The organism is Tenacibaculum mesophilum (assembly GCF_003867075.1).
Taxonomy (GTDB): domain Bacteria; phylum Bacteroidota; class Bacteroidia; order Flavobacteriales; family Flavobacteriaceae; genus Polaribacter; species Polaribacter mesophilus.
The window spans coordinates 1,940,470-1,960,192 of the sequence record NZ_CP032544.1 but is presented as its reverse complement, the minus strand read 5'-3'; the positions used below and the strand labels follow the sequence as shown (position 1 = coordinate 1,960,192).

Genomic DNA, 19,723 nt, shown 5'->3' with positions numbered 1-19,723 from the left:
AGTATATTTTAATTATAGCTAAATAATTAAATTAACCCCTAGATAAATAGCATGTTTTGTTAGGATGACACAAAGCTATTTTAGAATAATTTACTGAATTATTTTTTTTCTATATAAAAATAAGATCTTCTATTTTGTTGATGTTCTTGTTCGGTACACTTTTTTTGATTTAGATCATTGCACTTGTTTAATAACTGTTCTTCTCCGTAACCAACAGCACTTTTAATCCTTTTTGGAGAAATGCCTCTTGATAATATATAGTCTCTTGTAGATTTGGCTCTTTTGTCTGATAATAATTTATTATATGTTTGGGATCCTCTACTATCGGTATGAGACTCAATTCTTAAACTTATATCAGGGTTGTCTTTTAAGACAGAAACGATATGTTCTAACTCGTATTCGGCGTCTTCACGAATATTATATAAATCAAAATCAAAGTAAATAGGGTTTATAATGATTTGATCATCTTTTATTAAAGATTCAAGTTGGATGTTCTCAGTAATTAATCTTTTGTTAATGTTAAGTGTTTTTGTTTTTTTTTGAGAGTTTCTATAATCTTTTTTTGAAGCAACGACCACAAAATTCTTTTCACAATCTATTTTTTCAAATAAATAACTACCATCTTTATTAGTTGTTTTAGTAAAAATGGGTTCTCCTTGTTTGTTTATAAGCTGAACGGTAGCATTGGGAATAGGGTTTCCTGTTTTTGAGTCTGAAATAACTCCTTTAATGTTTTCTTTACAATCGTATATTTTAAAACTATAAATATCATCATCTCCTTTACCTTCTTTTCTGTTGGAAGAAAAGTAACCTTGAGTATGCTTGTCGTTAATAATGAAAGCAAAATCATCAAAAGGACCATTAACAGGACTTCCTAAATTTACTGGTTTTGTATAAGAGTTACTAGTGATTTTTGCCTCAAAAACATCTAAACCTCCTAAGCCAATATGTCCATCAGAAGAAAAATATAAAACATTATCATTACCTATAAAAGGAAACATTTCTTTACTTTCTGTATTAATAGTTTTGCCCAGATTTTCAGGTTTTCCATAGATATCGTTTTCTAAAATTGCTATTTTATAAATATCGGTATCTCCGTAGCCATTTGGCATATCAGAAACAAAATAAAGTGTTTTTTCGTCAGGACTAAGGGCAGGATGTCCGCAAGAAAAACTATTACTATTAAAAGGTAGTTCTTTTATATCTCCCCAAAAATTTCCTTTTTTAGTAGCTTTATAAATTTTAAGGTGAGAAATATTATTTTTATCTCCTATTAATCGCTTGCCATCAAAGTTATCTCTGGTGAAGTAAGCTGTTTTTCCATCTTTAGAAACAACAATATTTGATTCGTGATATTTAGAGCTTAATTCTTCAAGAATGATAGGTTTACCCACATCCAAAACTTTAATGGAATCGTTATTTTGTTTTGCTTTATAAATGTTTAAATATGGTTGCTTATTCCATCGATAGAGTTTTTTACCTTTTTCTTTTTTGGGTTGGGTAGAAGAAAAATATAAGTGATTATCATAAATGTATCCACCAAAGTCTGAATAAGAAGTGTTGCTAGATAGGTTGTGGATGTTTATATATGTCTTTTCTCGATTAGAGTATTCAACAAAATAATTAGTGTTTTCTTCTAAAGCCTTCACACGACTATCGTTTTTGTTTAATTTTAATAGCCACTTGTCAGATTCTTTTATTTTACCATTAGTTTTTAAAACTTGGGCATATCTAAATATATGTTTAGGTTTAGCAGAATTTTCGTATAGTTTCATTAACTCTTGATAGTTTTTTTCTGCCATAACATATTTAAAATTAAAGTAGTAAGAATCTCCTAATCTACTTAATACAGTATAAGAATTATCTCCTTTGTTGTATATGGATTGATATAATTCAGCAGATTTTTTATAAGAAAACTCTTCAAAATATCTATTAGCAGCATACTTTCGTTGGCTATTAATGGTTATTGGTATAAATACTATTATAAGTAAAAAATGTATTGCTTTTTTCATTTTATTTATAATTTAAAAGAATCTAGGAGACTTCATTGCTAGCTCTTTGAATATTTCCCATTTAATCATTAATTCATAGGTTCCAGAATTGTAGTTGCTGTAATTAGAGGTAGTGAGGTCGTAGGCTAACCCTATGTGTAAATTTCTAGAAGCTTGAAGTCCTATCAAAGCACTAATAGAATCATCCCACCTCCAAGCTATACCTGCTGTAAATTTTTCATTGAAAAGGAAATTAGCTGATACATCTAGGGATAAAGGTGCACCATTTACAACTTTTGTTAAAAATGCGGGCTTAAACTTAATACTTTCGTTTAAATCAAATACATATCCACCAATTAAAAACAAGTGTATTCGTTCTTTTGCGACATCACCTCCATTATTAGAGTCATCATAATGATCTGTGTTAATAAAATTAGGAATAGCTGCTCCCAAATACCAGTTAGAAGTATAGTAATAAATACCAGCTCCAATAGTTGGTAAAAATCTATTAATGTTTCCAGTTAGACTTTTATCGTCTCGATCCTTAACAATACCTTTGTTCCAATCAACATTTAAATGTCTTGCTCCAAGTTTCAACCCAAAAGCTAAATTTCCCTCATCACTGGTACGAACTGTATAAGAAGCATTGATATCCAGAAAAATCTCATTGGCGGGGCCTATTCTATCGTTAGTAAGGTTAATACCTAACCCAACGCCGCTAAAGCCTAGAGGAGTATCGAAACTTAGCGTTTGAGTGTCAGGAGCACCTTCAATACCAACCCATTGAGTTCTTGCAAGAGCATTTATTATAGTGTGTCCGCTTGATCCAGCATATGCAGGGTTCACACTCATAGTGTTATACATATATTGAGTATATTGAGGGTCTTGTTGAGCATTTACATTTATTAATATTTGTATTAAGAATATTAATGTGTATAGGTGTTTTAATTTCATATTATTTTTTTTATCTATTAATGTATAACCAGCCTACTTTTGGTTTTGATCCATCACCTAAATCGATAACATAGAAATAGGTGCCTGAAGGTAATTTTTCATCAACATTAATTGTTGTTCTTCCATTAGAAGTTCCGTTAAAAACAACGTCTTTATTGTTATAGCCAGAGGCTTTGTATACAGTGTTACCCCATCTGTTGAAAATCTCAACAGTATTATTACTATATTCAGGTCTGTCTATACAAGAGATGAAGAAAATATCATTATCACCATCACTACCAGGAGTCATGATGTTATAGGGAGTACCACATGGTTTTGTGTTAGGGTCCAGATAGTCAGGAATACCATTGTCATCGGTATCAAGAGCATCGTTGGTTGTTGGGTCAGAGTCACCAGGATTTTCATCTGAAGTATTAATACCATCGTTGTCATCATCAATATCTTGAAAATCTGGAATACCATCTCCATCATTATCAGGAATGTCTACAGGGGTACCTCCGTTATCTGTGTCATAAGTATCATCCAAACCATCTCCATCTGAGTCATTTCCAGAAGGAAGGCTATCAGGTATCCCATCACTATTATCGTCATTTCCTTCAATAACATCTGGAACTCCATCATTATCACTATCAGTATCAAGACTATCAGGTATACCGTCTTCATCAGTATCTATGTTGCCATCTCCTTCATCGGTATCTAAAATTCCATCATTGTCATCATCAATGTCGGTAATATCAGGAATTCCATCATTATCAGAGTCTAGTAAACTGTATGAATGAGTATCAGTAGCAGAAGCAGTATTTCCAGCAGTATCAGTAGTAGTAACACTTGCTTCTACAGTCGTATCTGTATCAGCTGCTAAGTCTGATCCTGGAACATTGATGCTGTAGTTTCCACTGGCGTCTATCGTTCCTGTATAGGTATTCCCATTGATTATTAAGGTTACAGTATCACCCGTATTAAAGTCACCAGTTACAGTTCCAGTCACAGGGATGTCAGTTCCAGCTTCTACTGCGTCAATGATATTGTCTGGAGTGATGTCATCAATAACAATAGAAAGGGTAGGAGCTGTGGTATCTACATTATACAGGTGAGTATCAGTGGCTGAAGCAGTATTTCCAGCAGTATCAGTAGTAGTAACGCTTGCTTCTACAGTCATGTCTGAGTCAGCTGCTAAGTCTGAGCCTGAAACATTTATGCTGTAGTTTCCACTAGCGTCTACCGTTCCTGTATAGGTATTTCCATTGATTATCAAGGTTACAGTGTCACCCGTATTAAAGTCACCAGTTACAGTTCCAGTCACAGGGATGTTAGTTCCAGCTTCTACTGCGTCAATGATATTGTCTGGAGTGATGTCATCAATAACAATAGAAAGGGTAGGAGCTGTGGTATCTACATTATACAGGTGAGTATCAGTAGCAGAAGCAGTATTTCCAGCAGTATCAGTAGTAGTAACACTTGCTTCTACAGTCGTATCTGTATCAGCTGCTAAGTCTGATCCTGGTACATTTATACTGTAGTTTCCACTGGCGTCTACCGTTCCTGTATAGGTATTCCCATTGATTATTAAGGTTACAGTATCACCCGTATTAAAGTCACCAGTTACAGTTCCAGTCACAGGGATGTCAGTTCCAGCTTCTACTGCGTCAATGATATTGTCTGGAGTGATGTCATCAATAACAATAGAAAGGGTAGGAGCTGTGGTATCTACATTATACAGGTGAGTATCAGTGGCTGAAGTAGTATTTCCAGCAGTATCAGTAGTAGTAACACTTGCTTCTACTGTCGTGTCTGTGTCAGCGGCTAAGTCTGACCCTGGTACATTGATGCTGTAGTTTCCACTGGCATCTACGGTACCGGTGTAGTTGTTTCCATTGATTACTAAGGTTACCGTGTCGCCGGTATTAAAATCTCCGCCTACTGTTCCGGTGACTGCAATGGTTGTTCCTGCTTCTGTTGCATTGACAATGTTGTCTGCCGTGATGTTGTCTACACTTATGGTAGGAACTGGAGCGGTCGTGTCTACATTATAAACATGATTCGTGTTTGCACTTCCTGCATTCCCCGATCCGTCTGTTGTCGCTACACTTGCTTCTACTGTCGTGTCTGCATCGGCTGCTAAGTCTGACCCTGGTACATTGATGCTGTAGTTTCCACTGGCATCTACGGTACCGGTGTAGTTGTTTCCATTGATTACTAAGGTTACCGTGTCGCCGGTATTGAAATCTCCGCCTACCGTTCCAGTGACTGCAATGGTTGTTCCTGCTTCTGTTGCATTGACTATGTTGTCTGCCGTGATGTTGTCTACACTTATGGTAGGAACTGGAGCGGTCGTGTCTACATTATAAACATGATTCGTGTTTGCACTTCCTGCATTCCCCGATCCGTCTGTTGTCGCTACACTTGCTTCTACTGTCGTGTCTGTGTCAGCAGCTAAGTCTGACCCTGGTACATTGATGCTGTAGTTTCCACTGGCATCTACGGTACCGGTGTAGTTGTTTCCATTGATTACTAAGGTTACCGTGTCGCCGGTATTGAAATCTCCGCCTACTGTTCCAGTGACTGCAATGGTTGTTCCTGCTTCTGTTGCATTGACTATGTTGTCTGCCGTGATGTTGTCTACACTTATGGTAGGAACTGGAGCGGTCGTGTCTACATTATAAACATGATTCGTGTTTGCACTTCCTGCATTCCCCGATCCGTCTGTTGTCGCTACACTTGCTTCTACTGTCGTGTCTGTGTCAGCAGCTAAGTCTGACCCTGGTACATTGATGCTGTAGTTTCCACTGGCATCTACGGTACCAGTGTAGTTGTTTCCATTGATTACTAAGGTTACCGTGTCGCCGGTATTGAAATCTCCGCCTACCGTTCCAGTGACTGCAATGGTTGTTCCTGCTTCTGTTGCATTGACTATGTTGTCTGCCGTGATGTTGTCTACACTTATGGTAGGAACTGGAGCGGTCGTGTCTACATTATAAACATGATTCGTGTTTGCACTTCCTGCATTCCCCGATCCGTCTGTTGTCGCTACACTTGCTTCTACTGTCGTGTCTGTGTCAGCAGCTAAGTCTGACCCTGGTACATTGATGCTGTAGTTTCCACTGGCATCTACGGTACCAGTGTAGTTGTTTCCATTGATTACTAAGGTTACCGTGTCGCCGGTATTGAAATCTCCGCCTATCGTTCCAGTGACTGCAATGGTTGTTCCTGCTTCTGTTGCATTGACTATGTTGTCTGCCGTGATGTTGTCTACACTTATGGTAGGAACAGGAGCGGTCGTGTCTACATTATAAACATGATTCGTGTTTGCACTTCCTGCATTCCCCGATCCGTCTGTTGTCGCTACACTTGCTTCTACTGTCGTGTCTGTGTCAGCAGCTAAGTCTGACCCTGGTACATTGATGCTGTAGTTTCCACTGGCATCTACGGTACCAGTGTAGTTGTTTCCATTGATTACTAAGGTTACCGTGTCGCCGGTATTGAAATCTCCGCCTATCGTTCCAGTGACTGCAATGGTTGTTCCTGCTTCTGTTGCATTGACTATGTTGTCTGCCGTGATGTTGTCTACACTTATGGTAGGAACAGGAGCGGTCGTGTCTACATTATAAACATGATTCGTGTTTGCACTTCCTGCATTCCCCGATCCGTCTGTTGTCGCTACACTTGCTTCTACTGTCGTGTCTGTGTCAGCAGCTAAGTCTGACCCTGGTACATTGATGCTGTAGTTTCCACTGGCATCTACGGTACCAGTGTAGTTGTTTCCATTGATTACTAAGGTTACCGTGTCGCCGGTATTGAAATCTCCGCCTACCGTTCCAGTGACTGCAATGGTTGTTCCTGCTTCTGTTGCATTGACTATGTTGTCTGCCGTGATGTTGTCTACACTTATGGTAGGAACTGGAGCGGTCGTGTCTACATTATAAGCATGGGTCGTGTTGGTGGAGCAAGTTGCATATGAAAGGAAACTAGCCTCTACTGTCGTGTCTGCATCGGCTGCTAAGTCTGATCCTGGAACATTGATGCTGTAGTTTCCACTACCGTCTACCGTTCCGGTATAGCTATTTCCGTTGATTGTTAGGGTTACGGTGTCTCCTGTATTGAAATCTCCGCCTACGGTTCCGGTGACTGCAATAGTGCTTCCTGCTTCTGAGGCATTGACAATGTTGTCTGCAGTAATATCATTTATAGTTAAGCTAACTACTCCTCCTACGGTAATGGTTGCTGTAGCAGAAGTAGCTTCAGTACAGGCACCACTTTGTACGATTGCACGGTATTGCGTGGTGGTGGTAAGGTTGGTTGCTGTTAAGGTCGTGGTGGTATTTGCAATATCGGTATCAGTGGTAAAGTTATCGGTAGAACTTTCCCAACGGATGATATTTCCTGTCTGTCCACTTAGGGTCAGTGTTGTTGAATTGGTTCCGGTACACACATTGGTACTTCCCGCAATGCTTCCTCCCACCGAAGTCGGATCTACAGTAATGGTTGCTGTAGCAGAAGTAGCTTCAGTACAGGCACCACTTTGTACGATTGCACGGTATTGCGTGGTGGTGGTAAGGTTGGTTGCTGTTAAGGTCGTGGTGGTATTTGCAATATCGGTATCAGTGGTAAAGTTATCGGTAGAACTTTCCCAACGGATGATATTTCCTGTCTGTCCACTTAGGGTCAGTGTTGTTGAATTGGTTCCGGTACACACATTGGTACTTCCCGCAATGCTTCCTCCCACCGAAGTCGGATCTACAGTAATGGTTGCTGTAGCAGAAGTAGCTTCAGTACAGGCACCACTTTGTACGATTGCACGGTATTGCGTGGTGGTGGTAAGGTTGGTTGCTGTTAAGGTCGTGGTGGTATTTGCAATATCGGTATCAGTGGTAAAGTTATCGGTAGAACTTTCCCAACGGATGATATTTCCTGTCTGTCCACTTAGGGTCAGTGTTGTTGAATTGGTTCCGGTACACACATTGGTACTTCCCGCAATGCTTCCTCCCACCGAAGTCGGATCTACAGTAATGGTTGCTGTAGCAGAAGTAGCTTCAGTACAGGCACCACTTTGTACGATTGCACGGTATTGCGTGGTGGTGGTAAGGTTGGTTGCTGTTAAGGTCGTGGTGGTATTTGCAATATCGGTATCAGTGGTAAAGTTATCGGTAGAACTTTCCCAACGGATGATATTTCCTGTCTGTCCACTTAGGGTCAGTGTTGTTGAATTGGTTCCGGTACACACATTGGTACTTCCCGCAATGCTTCCTCCCACCGAAGTCGGATCTACAGTAATGGTTGCTGTAGCAGAAGTAGCTTCAGTACAGGCACCACTTTGTACGATTGCACGGTATTGCGTGGTGGTGGTAAGGTTGGTTGCTGTTAAGGTCGTGGTGGTATTTGCAATATCGGTATCAGTGGTAAAGTTATCGGTAGAACTTTCCCAACGGATGATATTTCCTGTCTGTCCACTTAGGGTCAGTGTTGTTGAATTGGTTCCGGTACACACATTGGTACTTCCCGCAATGCTTCCTCCCACCGAAGTCGGATCTACAGTAATGGTTGCTGTAGCAGAAGTAGCTTCAGTACAGGCACCACTTTGTACGATTGCACGGTATTGCGTGGTGGTGGTAAGGTTGGTTGCTGTTAAGGTCGTGGTGGTATTTGCAATATCGGTATCAGTGGTAAAGTTATCGGTAGAACTTTCCCAACGGATGATATTTCCTGTCTGTCCACTTAGGGTCAGTGTTGTTGAATTGGTTCCGGTACACACATTGGTACTTCCCGCAATGCTTCCTCCCACCGAAGTCGGATCTACAGTAATGGTTGCTGTAGCAGAAGTAGCTTCAGTACAGGCACCACTTTGTACGATTGCACGGTATTGCGTGGTGGTGGTAAGGTTGGTTGCTGTTAAGGTCGTGGTGGTATTTGCAATATCGGTATCAGTGGTAAAGTTATCGGTAGAACTTTCCCAACGGATGATATTTCCTGTCTGTCCACTTAGGGTCAGTGTTGTTGAATTGGTTCCGGTACACACATTGGTACTTCCCGCAATGCTTCCTCCCACCGAAGTCGGATCTACAGTAATGGTTGCTGTAGCAGAAGTAGCTTCAGTACAGGCACCACTTTGTACGATTGCACGGTATTGCGTGGTGGTGGTAAGGTTGGTTGCTGTTAAGGTCGTGGTGGTATTTGCAATATCGGTATCAGTGGTAAAGTTATCGGTAGAACTTTCCCAACGGATGATATTTCCTGTCTGTCCACTTAGGGTCAGTGTTGTTGAATTGGTTCCGGTACACACATTGGTACTTCCCGCAATGCTTCCTCCCACCGAAGTCGGATCTACAGTAATGGTTGCTGTAGCAGAAGTAGCTTCAGTACAGGCACCACTTTGTACGATTGCACGGTATTGCGTGGTGGTGGTAAGGTTGGTTGCTGTTAAGGTCGTGGTGGTATTTGCAATATCGGTATCAGTGGTAAAGTTATCGGTAGAACTTTCCCAACGGATGATATTTCCTGTCTGTCCACTTAGGGTCAGTGTTGTTGAATTGGTTCCGGTACACACATTGGTACTTCCCGCAATGCTTCCTCCCACCGAAGTCGGATCTACAGTAATGGTTGCTGTAGCAGAAGTAGCTTCAGTACAGGCACCACTTTGTACGATTGCACGGTATTGCGTGGTGGTGGTAAGGTTGGTTGCTGTTAAGGTCGTGGTGGTATTTGCAATATCGGTATCAGTGGTAAAGTTATCGGTAGAACTTTCCCAACGGATGATATTTCCTGTCTGTCCACTTAGGGTCAGTGTTGTTGAATTGGTTCCGGTACACACATTGGTACTTCCCGCAATGCTTCCTCCCACCGAAGTCGGATCTACAGTAATGGTTGCTGTAGCAGAAGTAGCTTCAGTACAGGCACCACTTTGTACGATTGCACGGTATTGCGTGGTGGTGGTAAGGTTGGTTGCTGTTAAGGTCGTGGTGGTATTTGCAATATCGGTATCAGTGGTAAAGTTATCGGTAGAACTTTCCCAACGGATGATATTTCCTGTCTGTCCACTTAGGGTCAGTGTTGTTGAATTGGTTCCGGTACACACATTGGTACTTCCCGCAATGCTTCCTCCCACCGAAGTCGGATCTACAGTAATGGTTGCTGTAGCAGAAGTAGCTTCAGTACAGGCACCACTTTGTACGATTGCACGGTATTGCGTGGTGGTGGTAAGGTTGGTTGCTGTTAAGGTCGTGGTGGTATTTGCAATATCGGTATCAGTGGTAAAGTTATCGGTAGAACTTTCCCAACGGATGATATTTCCTGTCTGTCCACTTAGGGTCAGTGTTGTTGAATTGGTTCCGGTACACACATTGGTACTTCCCGCAATGCTTCCTCCCACCGAAGTCGGATCTACAGTAATGGTTGCTGTAGCAGAAGTAGCTTCAGTACAGGCACCACTTTGTACGATTGCACGGTATTGCGTGGTGGTGGTAAGGTTGGTTGCTGTTAAGGTCGTGGTGGTATTTGCAATATCGGTATCAGTGGTAAAGTTATCGGTAGAACTTTCCCAACGGATGATATTTCCTGTCTGTCCACTTAGGGTCAGTGTTGTTGAATTGGTTCCGGTACACACATTGGTACTTCCCGCAATGCTTCCTCCCACCGAAGTCGGATCTACAGTAATGGTTGCTGTAGCAGAAGTAGCTTCAGTACAGGCACCACTTTGTACGATTGCACGGTATTGCGTGGTGGTGGTAAGGTTGGTTGCTGTTAAGGTCGTGGTGGTATTTGCAATATCGGTATCAGTGGTAAAGTTATCGGTAGAACTTTCCCAACGGATGATATTTCCTGTCTGTCCACTTAGGGTCAGTGTTGTTGAATTGGTTCCGGTACACACATTGGTACTTCCCGCAATGCTTCCTCCCACCGAAGTCGGATCTACAGTAATGGTTGCTGTAGCAGAAGTAGCTTCAGTACAGGCACCACTTTGTACGATTGCACGGTATTGCGTGGTGGTGGTAAGGTTGGTTGCTGTTAAGGTCGTGGTGGTATTTGCAATATCGGTATCAGTGGTAAAGTTATCGGTAGAACTTTCCCAACGGATGATATTTCCTGTCTGTCCACTTAGGGTCAGTGTTGTTGAATTGGTTCCGGTACACACATTGGTACTTCCCGCAATGCTTCCTCCCACTGAAGTCGGATCTACAGTAATGGTTGCTGTAGCAGAAGTCGCTTCAGTACAGGCACCACTTTGTACGATTGCACGGTATTGCGTGGTGGTGGTAAGGTTGGTTGCTGTTAAGGTCGTGGTGGTATTTGCAATATCGGTATCAGTGGTAAAGTTATCGGTAGAACTTTCCCAACGGATGATATTTCCTGTCTGTCCACTTAGGGTCAGTGTTGTTGAATTGGTTCCGGTACACACATTGGTACTTCCCGCAATGCTTCCTCCCACCGAAGTCGGATCTACAGTAATGGTTGCTGTAGCAGAAGTAGCTTCAGTACAGGCACCACTTTGTACGATTGCACGGTATTGCGTGGTGGTGGTAAGGTTGGTTGCTGTTAAGGTCGTGGTGGTATTTGCAATATCGGTATCAGTGGTAAAGTTATCGGTAGAACTTTCCCAACGGATGATATTTCCTGTCTGTCCACTTAGGGTCAGTGTTGTTGAATTGGTTCCGGTACACACATTGGTACTTCCCGCAATGCTTCCTCCCACTGAAGTCGGATCTACAGTAATGGTTGCTGTAGCAGAAGTCGCTTCAGTACAGGCACCACTTTGTACGATTGCACGGTATTGCGTGGTGGTGGTAAGGTTGGTTGCTGTTAAGGTCGTGGTGGTATTTGCAATATCGGTATCAGTGGTAAAGTTATCGGTAGAACTTTCCCAACGGATGATATTTCCTGTCTGTCCACTTAGGGTCAGTGTTGTTGAATTGGTTCCGGTACACACATTGGTACTTCCCGCAATGCTTCCTCCCACCGAAGTAGGGATAATTGTAAGGGATGCTTCATCTGAAGCTAAAGTCTGACAGGTGTTAAGTGTACTTGTTACTATTAACCTATATTTATTATTGGAAGCTGTTATTGGTGGATTGGTTAAGGTTAATGCAGGGGTAGTTGCATTGCTATATATTCCTCCATTAGATATACTATTCCAAGCTCCGACACCTCCTACTTGCTCTAGCCATTGATATACCAATCCAGTTGTAGTACTTGTACTACCACTGTAATCCGGATTTGTTCCTGGGGCGGTTCCTGTATAAGTAGTTGTACTTAAAGAGCTTGCTGCGGCTGTAAAAGTAACATTGCTCCCTAAACATATAGTACTATCACTTGGTTGTGTGTCCATTTGTATTTGAGTAGCAACAATTTCATTACCTGTGGTCTCTTGTCCTTGATCACCTCCTATATCTGATGCTCCAGAAGCATTTACAAGGTTAGGAACTCCATTGCTATCGATACTTCCTTGAGCTGCTATATCTATTCTTCCATTTCCGTCTAACTGACCAGAAGAAACATTTTCACTTGCTTCTACTGCATCAAAGCACCCATCATTATCACTATCTAAATCTAAATGATTCGGAATTCCATCATTGTCGGAATCTAAAAAACCGCCACATATTAGAGCTAAGTTGATAGGAGATTTTGTATTTCCAGATTTTAGATCAAGTTTTAGCGATGTTGTGGTTGTTTTAATTTCCCAAGCTTCAGATGCTGAAATAGCACCTAAGGCATCAAAGTTCAAAATGCCACCAGAGTTAGAATTAATCATTAAATCACCATTTGGGTCGGCTACAGTAAATTCTCCTGTTGAAGTTAATTCCCAAGTATCCCCTGTATCAAAATTTCCAGTTATACCAATTTCATGCTTTAGAGAAACTGTTACTGGGGATGAAAAAGTAAAAGTTGCTGTTCCTCCTTGAGTGATTAAGATATCTCCATTAGCATTACCTTCGTCTACTGTACCTGTTGTAGTAATTGTTACATCTATTATTTTTTCTGTATCTTGATCAAAATAACTTCCAGAGGTTAAGGTAGTTCCAATTCCTGTTAAATCTAATGGGGTTCCTGCGCAAGCTAATGATTCTTCTGTGTCTAATATTCCATCATTATCATCATCTAAATCTAGCCTATCGGCTATTCCATCACCATCAGGGTCTGTCCCTGATCCATTAATAGTAATTACTAAATTAGCTGTATCTGAAGACACTCCGTCGGAAATTTCATAAAAAAATGTATCTGTTAATGTTTGACCTACGAGTAAGCCTGCTACTGCTGGGTTTGATGTATCAACAATATATTCATAACTTCCATCTGGATTCATTATTATTGACCCGTAAGTTCCAGGGTATAAAATATTTAAATTTCCGGCATTTAGGTTACCTAATGTAGTACCAAGTCTTATGGTGGTAACAGAGCCAGAACCTTGCCAGTAAATATCTGAAACACCAGCAATTTGTCCAAGAGGGTCAGGATCTGTAACATTAGGTCCATAATTATAGCTTAATCTTAATTGATTAATTGGCTGTTCAAAAAAAACATTGATATTTCCTGTAGCATCACTAGGTATTGCGCTACCTATTCCATAAAAAGTATTACTTCCTGAGTTAATTACTCCACCTGTTGTAACAAATTTATAAGTTGAATTTATACCATCTAAATTACCTTCAATTTTTATTTGATCTTGCCAAGAACTTCCTTGTGAAAAATCAATATCTGTTAGTAAGAAACCTAAATTAAAAACAGGTTGATCAAAATCTATAACTAAAACAGTGTCATCAGTTGGGTTAGTTGTTCCGTCTATATTATATATTAAATAACCTGTATGACCTCCGTTGGTAGTATAATCTACTGTTTGGTTAAAGGATGTACCAAATCCTCCAGGGTCTAAAGTAGTAAAAGAAAGCCCCACGCCACCAATAGTTTTTGTTTTTCCATTTACTGTTTCTCCATTTGTAAAATTGCTTTCCCAAACTAAAGTAGATAAGCCTCGATCTACGGTATCAGAGCCCCCAGTTCCAGGATCGGTTATTACATTACCTGTGGCACTTGCATCGATAAAAGCAGTTAAAGAATCTGTGTTATCTATTGCGTCAGGGGCTTCATCTACTCCGTTAATTGTTATGGTTAATATACCATAATCTTTTATACCAATGGCATCAGCTACAGTATAAGAAATAATATCATCTAAACTCTCTCCGTTTCTTAAACCTGTAACAGAAGCATTTGTTTCATCTACATCATAAGTATAAGTACCATTTGCTTGTATTGTAATGTCTCCATATAAAGTAGTATAAGTGTTGTTAACAGCTGAAGGATAGACGTCTACTTCTGTTACCGATATGGCAGTAGAGCCAGAGTCATTAGTAAGAACATTACCTGTAATAGTTCCAGTAGAATTAGCAAGAATACTATCAGCTTCATCTACAACTGTTGGGGGAGTAGTGTAGATTCTTATAATGGTTTGTGCTGAGGTAGAATCTCCATTTGTATCAAAAATGGTAACATCCATTGTGCGTACCCCATCTGTATATGGGCTTTGCAAGTCTCCATAAAACAAGGTGGATAAAAACGTTTCAAACTCAGAATTAGAGATAGGATTTCCAGAGGTTTCTACAATATTAAATGTTGTGTTTGTTAGTTGTGTAATTTGTATTGTTGAACTCCCTATAGTATAGGTAAATGGACCAGATACCGGTAATTGTAACCATAATAAATCAAAACCACCGCCATTATTAATAGCTAACAATTCACCAAAAGGAGTATCAACAATTCCAGAAAAACTTATTGTTGCACTTAAAACACCTGTATCTGTTGTTACTTTTGGATCTACAGTTACAGGGAAAATGTTTGATGTTGTTGGCTGTAGTTGGAAATCATAATTATTTCCTGGTGTTATAGAGTTTAAATCTAAAGTTGGTGTAGCCATCATCATCATACTAAAAGTAGATGAAAAGGATCTTTGATTTAAATTACTATTAGTTATTTTTTTTGTTAAAAAAGAACTACTTATAGGGTTAACTAGATTGTTTGATGAGGATAATTTTGTGTCTTGAGGTGGTTTATAGGATAAGGTTTTGTTGAGATTACTTCTTTTTAATTCTTCTTTTATGATTACTTGCGAACTAAGGCTAATAGTAAATGTTAAGAAAATTATATATAATATGCTTTTATATACACTATAGTGAGGGTGTTTATTTTTCATATAAAGCTTTTTTTGTTTAAAGTGGAGGGTTATGCAGGATTGTAATTACATGTTACTTAATATATGAATTAAATAACATAGTAAACTTTATTAACTATATTGATAATGTAATCTATGTATAAATAGAATATAAAAACAAACTAAATAGTTAGTTGTTTTTTATACTTAGTTAATTGTGGCTCATAATTATGTGAAAATTGTATGAGGATATTTAGAATCAATCTCACAAACTTCATTGAAAGAATTGAGAAGATTTAGTAAATATGTTTTTTTCTTTTTTGAAAGCCTAATAGTTTTCTCTTTTCTAAAGGTAGGTAGTTGAATTTTCCAAAGAAGAAGAATTATAGGATTTAAGATAAATCTTATAATGCTAAAATTTTGATAATAAATGTGTTTCATGTTGGGAGACTTGATTTTGTTTATATATTATGATAATGTTATGTCATCTTTTATTTTATTTAATAGACAATTAAGAGAATAGAAATTTTTTAAAATACCAGTATAAATATATAAAAAATAATTTAACATTTTTTTATGTTTAAATATTTTTTGCATAGAATAGTGGTTTGTTAATTAAAGGAGTGGGAAAGGTGAGGATAGACTTTTAATTATTTTTTTCATTATTATGAAATAAGAGATGTTCTTAAATCGTAAAACTATTTTTAAGAAAATTGTTGTAGGAGTCATATTATAATAATGTTAATGCGCAAAATAAATGAGGCTCGATAAAATTAAAAAGAAGATGAGAATTAGTTATGTATCTAAATATTTTAGTTTAAGCTATTCTATTCAGTTGGTCATTTTTTTTAGAATTGGGAGGTACTTATTGGATAGTATTTTGAGTTTTTACCCATGACTTAGCTTTTTAGTGATTGAAGGCTATTCCTATATTTTTTGTAGGAACAACACTAAGGATAGTTACCAATCAATTATCTCCAAAAACGAATTTAACACTAACAAGAGTTAGTTGTATGGGAAGCTTAACTGATTGTTTTTAGTTGTAAAAAATACTTTTCATAAGCTCGCAAATGGAGAAAAAAAATAAAAGTATTAGATTAGATTTCTAGAGCTTTGTGTTAATCATAATAATTTAAATACCTTTAGCAGAAAAAGATACTTTTATTTTGATAACTACACTACTTATAATTTTATATGTAGCTATTATTGCTACAGTTGCTGTTATTATTATTAATACCTCAACACCACCAAAAGCAATAGCTTATCTATTTTTGCTGATTCTGTTTCCTGTAGGAGGTATTATTATTTATTTAATGGTTGGAATAAACCATAGAACGTATAAGTTATATAATAAAAAGTTAGAAGTAGACAAAAACATTTTCTTCGACCTTAAAGAGAAGCTAAAAAAGTATAATGAAAAAATACTATCAACGTCTAAAAGCCATTTAGGACATTTTTATAATCTGACGAAGTTTATACATAAAGAAAATATTTTAACTAGTAATAACAAAGTTAATTTACTAATAAACGGGGAACGTAAGTTTCCAGAAGTTATAAAAGTATTAAAAGCTGCAAAAAATCATATACATATAGAATATTATATTTTTCAAAATGATACTATTGGTAAGCAAATAGGAGATGTTTTAAAAGAAAAGGCTAAAGAAGGAGTTAAAGTACGTTTTATTTATGATGATTTTGGAAGTAAAGATATTCGTAAATCGTTTGTGAAGTCTTTAATTGATAGTGGGGTGGAGGCGTACCCTTTTTATAAAATTAAATGGTTATTGTTAGCTAATAGAATTAATTACCGAAATCATAGAAAAATTATTGTTATAGATGGTAAAGTTGGTTTTGTAGGAGGTGTTAATGTTTCTGAAAGGTATATTAATCCTAATAAATTTAATTGTTACTGGAGAGATACACATATTAAAATAGAAGGACTCGCTGTTTTAAACTTACAACGAGTTTTTTTAGCGGATTGGAATTTTTGTGCTAATCAAAATGTTATTATAGAGGAAGAGCTTTTTCCAGCGGGAGATCAAGTAAAAACAAATGAACATAAGCAATTAGTTCAAGTAATTTCTAGTGGACCAGATTCTGATCATCCAGACATTATGTATGCTCTTATTCAAGCAATTTTATTGTCAAAAAAAGAAATCTTAATCACAACCCCTTATTTTGTCCCGAGAACTTCTTTTTTAGATGCTCTTAAAATAGCTAGTTTGAGTGGGGTTAAAATAAAACTATTGGTACCAAGTATTTCAGATTCGAAATTAGTTAATGCAGTGTCAAATTCTTTCTATAAAGAAGTGTTAGAAATAGGAGTGGAGGTGTATAGATATAAAAAAGGATTTGTGCACGCGAAAACAATTGTATTTGATGAGTTAGTTTCTTCTGTAGGAACAGCAAATTTAGATGAACGTAGTTTTGATTTAAATTTTGAAATTAACGCATTAGTTTATGATAAAGATTTTGCAAGTCAGTTGAAAAATGCTTTTATGGAAGATTTAAAAAACAGTGAGAAAATAGACTTACATCAATGGAATAATAGACCTGTTTTAATACGTTTTACAGAGAGATTAGCTAGATTGTTAGCTCCTATTTTGTAGTTAAGTTACAAAAGAGTAACGATAAAACTCCTTAAGGAAAAGAAGTTTTATCGTTATTTATTCTTCAAAAAGAGCTTTTTTGAGTTATTCTTTAATTATAAACATGGATCTACGATTCAGTTGATGTTCGTCTTCACTACACTTAGTTTGGTTATTACATTTGTTAATAAGTTTTGATTCTCCATATCCTTTTGCACTTAGCCTTGTTATATCAATTCCTTTTTTAAGAAACCAATCTAATGTAGCTTGTGCTCTATTTTCAGATAATCTTGAATTGTAAGAATCATTACCTCTAGAGTCTGTATGTGATTCTATATGAATTTTTAAAGTAGGATATTCTTTTAATGCGGCCAAAATTTTAGCCAGTTCAATTTCTGCATCAGGGCGAATATTAGATTTGTCGTAATCAAAATAAATAGGTTGTAACGTTAACTTACACCCTAAATCATTTGGAGGGCAAGGGTCAGAAAGCTCTAAAGCTAAAGGCATGTTTAGTTTAATAGGCATTTTAATAGTTTTTGGGTTGCTAGGGGTTTCTATAACTTTTTCTTTCGGAAAATATTCCTTTTTCTTTGCCCTTAGGGTATATTGTTCTTGGCAATCCAATAAGAAAGAAAAAGTAGCATCATTACCTACAGTCATTGTTTTTACTTCCTTGTTGTTACTATCTATTAAAGTAACTTCTGTATTTGGAATTAGTTCACCAGTTTTTTTATCAATCACAGGTCCTTGAATGGTGATTTCACAACGTTCCCAAATTTGATAAATATCGTCACTTTTACTACCTTCTTTACCATCACGATTAGATGTAAAATACCCTATTCTATCTTCTTTTATAATGAAGCCAAAATCGTCTTTTGAGCTATTTATAGGTTCTCCAAAAGTAGATATTTCACCATGAGAATCTTTTGTTAGTTTTGTAACAAAAATATCTAAACCTCCCATACCTGATGAATGCCCATCACTAGAAAAATACAAATCGTTATCGTCACTTACAAAAGGGAAAGTTTCCCTTTCAACAGTGTTAATCTTGTTACCAAGGTTTATAGGATTTGTATAAATGTCTTCTCCTAAAATTTTGACATACCAAATATCGGACATTCCTAAGCTACCAGGCATATCTGATGAAAAGTAGAGTTTGTCTTCTTCAGGGTTAAGGGCTGGATGTCCAACAGAGTAATTATCGTTGTTAAAAGGAAGTTCTTGTATACTTCCCCAAGTATTACCTTTTTTAGTTGCTTTATATATTTTGAGTCTAACAACATGATTTTTATCTTTTTTCTTTTTACCATTTAAATAATTATTCCTAGTAAAATACATAGTGTTTCCATCTTTTGTAAAAATAGCGGTAGATTCATGGTAAGGTGAGTTAATACTTCTGTTAAAAGCTTTTACTTTACCAAAGTTCATATCCTTATCTAAAGGAACTTGATATAAGTTAAGAAAAGGTTGCTTATCCCATCCAGCAAGCTCAGTAGGATGTTCTTTTGATAAAGTTGGATCTTTTCTGCTTGAAGCAAAAACAATATTATTGCCATAAAAGGCTGGACCAAAATCTGAATACTCTGTATTGACAGGAATTTTCTCTATTTCAAAAAGTTTATCCTGAACCCCTTTTTTAAATAAAGTGTCAGCAACATTTCTATAGGATTCTAAAGGGATGGCTTTACCTCCTTTTAATCTGTAAATTTCCATGAGCTTTTCAGCCTCTTCAGGTTGATTAATGCTTTTTAAGCATTGAGCTGCTCTAAAATAATCAACTGTAAGGGCTTCATTTGGAAATCGGTCTATTAAATTGTAGTACCATTTTGCAGCACTTGAATAATTACTATTAAAATAGTACGTATTTCCCAGTTTTCTATAAATTTCAGCTGATCCATAGTCTTCTTCAACGACCTTTAAATAGATTTTTTGTGCATCTATAAAATCATACGTATTGTATTTGATGTTTGCCTTTTCAACTAGTGCAATTTGAGTAAAAGCGTTTGTATTTGTTAAGGCAGTTAAAAAATAGAATATTAAATAATGCTTTTTCATGA

Annotated in this window: 5 protein-coding genes; 1 reads left to right on the top strand and 4 read right to left on the bottom strand. The window is 37.4% G+C overall.

Annotation, left to right across the window (positions count from 1 at the left end):
- Positions 1-98: 98 nt before the first annotated feature.
- The 3 genes from D6200_RS08855 to D6200_RS08845 are packed head-to-tail and all read right to left on the bottom strand — an operon-like array spanning position 99 to position 15,117.
- Positions 99-2,012, bottom strand: a complete 1,914-nt coding sequence (locus tag D6200_RS08855; RefSeq protein ID WP_073182615.1) for an OmpA family protein — start codon at positions 2,010-2,012, stop codon at positions 99-101.
- 12 nt (positions 2,013-2,024) lie between these two features.
- Positions 2,025-2,945: a PorP/SprF family type IX secretion system membrane protein gene (locus D6200_RS08850; RefSeq protein ID WP_073182617.1), complete on the bottom strand. Its 921-nt coding sequence runs from the start codon at positions 2,943-2,945 to the stop codon at positions 2,025-2,027.
- Between the two features lie 10 nt (positions 2,946-2,955).
- Positions 2,956-15,117, bottom strand: coding sequence for an Ig-like domain-containing protein (locus tag D6200_RS08845; protein WP_125064406.1), 12,162 nt, complete (start codon positions 15,115-15,117; stop codon positions 2,956-2,958).
- Between the two features lie 1,124 nt (positions 15,118-16,241).
- Here D6200_RS08845 and cls point away from each other — a divergent pair.
- Positions 16,242-17,684 carry a cardiolipin synthase gene (cls, locus tag D6200_RS08840; RefSeq protein ID WP_240627169.1) on the top strand — a complete coding sequence of 481 codons (1,443 nt, stop codon included), beginning with the start codon at positions 16,242-16,244 and terminating at the stop codon, positions 17,682-17,684.
- A gap of 84 nt (positions 17,685-17,768) precedes the next feature.
- Here the strand turns inward: cls and D6200_RS08835 are convergent, their stop codons facing one another.
- Positions 17,769-19,721 (bottom strand): OmpA family protein, encoded by a 1,953-nt coding sequence (locus tag D6200_RS08835; protein ID WP_073184197.1) that lies wholly within the window; start codon positions 19,719-19,721, stop codon positions 17,769-17,771.
- Positions 19,722-19,723 lie beyond the last annotated feature (2 nt).

Coding starts and splice junctions, on each gene's coding strand:
- D6200_RS08855 (WP_073182615.1), bottom strand. CDS start 2,012: ATGAAAAAAGCAATACATTTTTTACTTATAATAGTATTTATACCAATA.
- D6200_RS08850 (WP_073182617.1), bottom strand. CDS start 2,945: ATGAAATTAAAACACCTATACACATTAATATTCTTAATACAAATATTA.
- D6200_RS08845 (WP_125064406.1), bottom strand. CDS start 15,117: ATGAAAAATAAACACCCTCACTATAGTGTATATAAAAGCATATTATAT.
- D6200_RS08835 (WP_073184197.1), bottom strand. CDS start 19,721: ATGAAAAAGCATTATTTAATATTCTATTTTTTAACTGCCTTAACAAAT.